The sequence below is a fragment of the Geminicoccus flavidas genome, from assembly GCF_009806515.1.
GTDB classification, from domain to species: domain Bacteria; phylum Pseudomonadota; class Alphaproteobacteria; order Geminicoccales; family Geminicoccaceae; genus Geminicoccus; species Geminicoccus flavidus.
In genome coordinates, this window is record NZ_WUJP01000432.1 from 1 (window position 1) to 943 (window position 943).

General features: G+C 70.7%; 1 protein-coding gene. It reads right to left on the bottom strand.

What is annotated here, in order from left to right; translation table 11 throughout:
* Positions 1 to 943, bottom strand: a 943-nt coding sequence (locus EQG76_RS12085; RefSeq protein ID WP_321573453.1) for a hydantoinase/oxoprolinase family protein, incomplete at both ends; no start/stop codon positions are given.

A 943-nucleotide genomic window follows, 5' to 3' on the forward strand; every position in this document is an offset into this window, starting at 1 on the left:
CGCCTTACCCAGGCTGCGCACGAAGTCGCGGCGCAGATCGGCCACCGCGGCACCCAGCGCGCAGAAGGTGGCGGCCGCGGTAGGCACAGTGACGCCCTTCAGCTTCGCCTCCTCGGCGAGCATGACCGCATGGGTCGGCCCGGCACCGCCGAACGGCACGACCACATGGTCGGCAGGCTCATAGCCCTTCTGCGCCAGGAGCTTGAACAGTTCCGAGGCCATGCGCACGGTCGCGACTCGCAGCGCCGCCTCGGCGGCATGGGCGGCCGAGGGTAGGTGCAGGTGCTGGGCGATGGCTGCCAGCGCCGCTTCCGCCTTGGCCTTGTCCAGGCGCATGGCCCCACCCAGGAAGCGGTCGGGGTCGATGAAGCCCAGTACTAGGTAGCAGTCGGTCACGGTCGGCTCGGTGCCGCCCAGCCCATAGGCGACCGGGCCGGGATGGGCTCCGGCACTTTCCGGCCCAACCTTGATCACGCCGTAGGCGTCCACCGAGACGATCGACCCGCCCCCGGCACCGATGCTGGACACGCCCACCACCGGCATCATCAGGGGCAGGTCGCCGATCCGGGCATTGGTGGTGAACTCGACCGTGCCGTCGCTGATGATCGCGATGTCGGCACTGGTACCGCCCATGTCGAAGGTGAGCGCCGCGTCGATGCCGGCCGCCCGGCACATCGAGGCGGCGGCCGTGGCACCCGAGGCCGGCCCGGACAGCACCGTGTCGATGGCGCGCTCCTTGGCACTGGCCAGGCTCAGCATACCGCCCGAGGACGAGGTGAGCTGCAGGACGTTCTGCGCGACCGCGTCGATCCGCTCGCCGAGCTTCGCCAGATAGGCGCCCATCAGCGGGTGGACCTCGGCGTTGATGCAGGCCACCACCGCGCGCTCGAACTCGCGCACCTCCGGCCAGATCTCGGCCGAGCAGGTCACCGGCAGGTCGGGC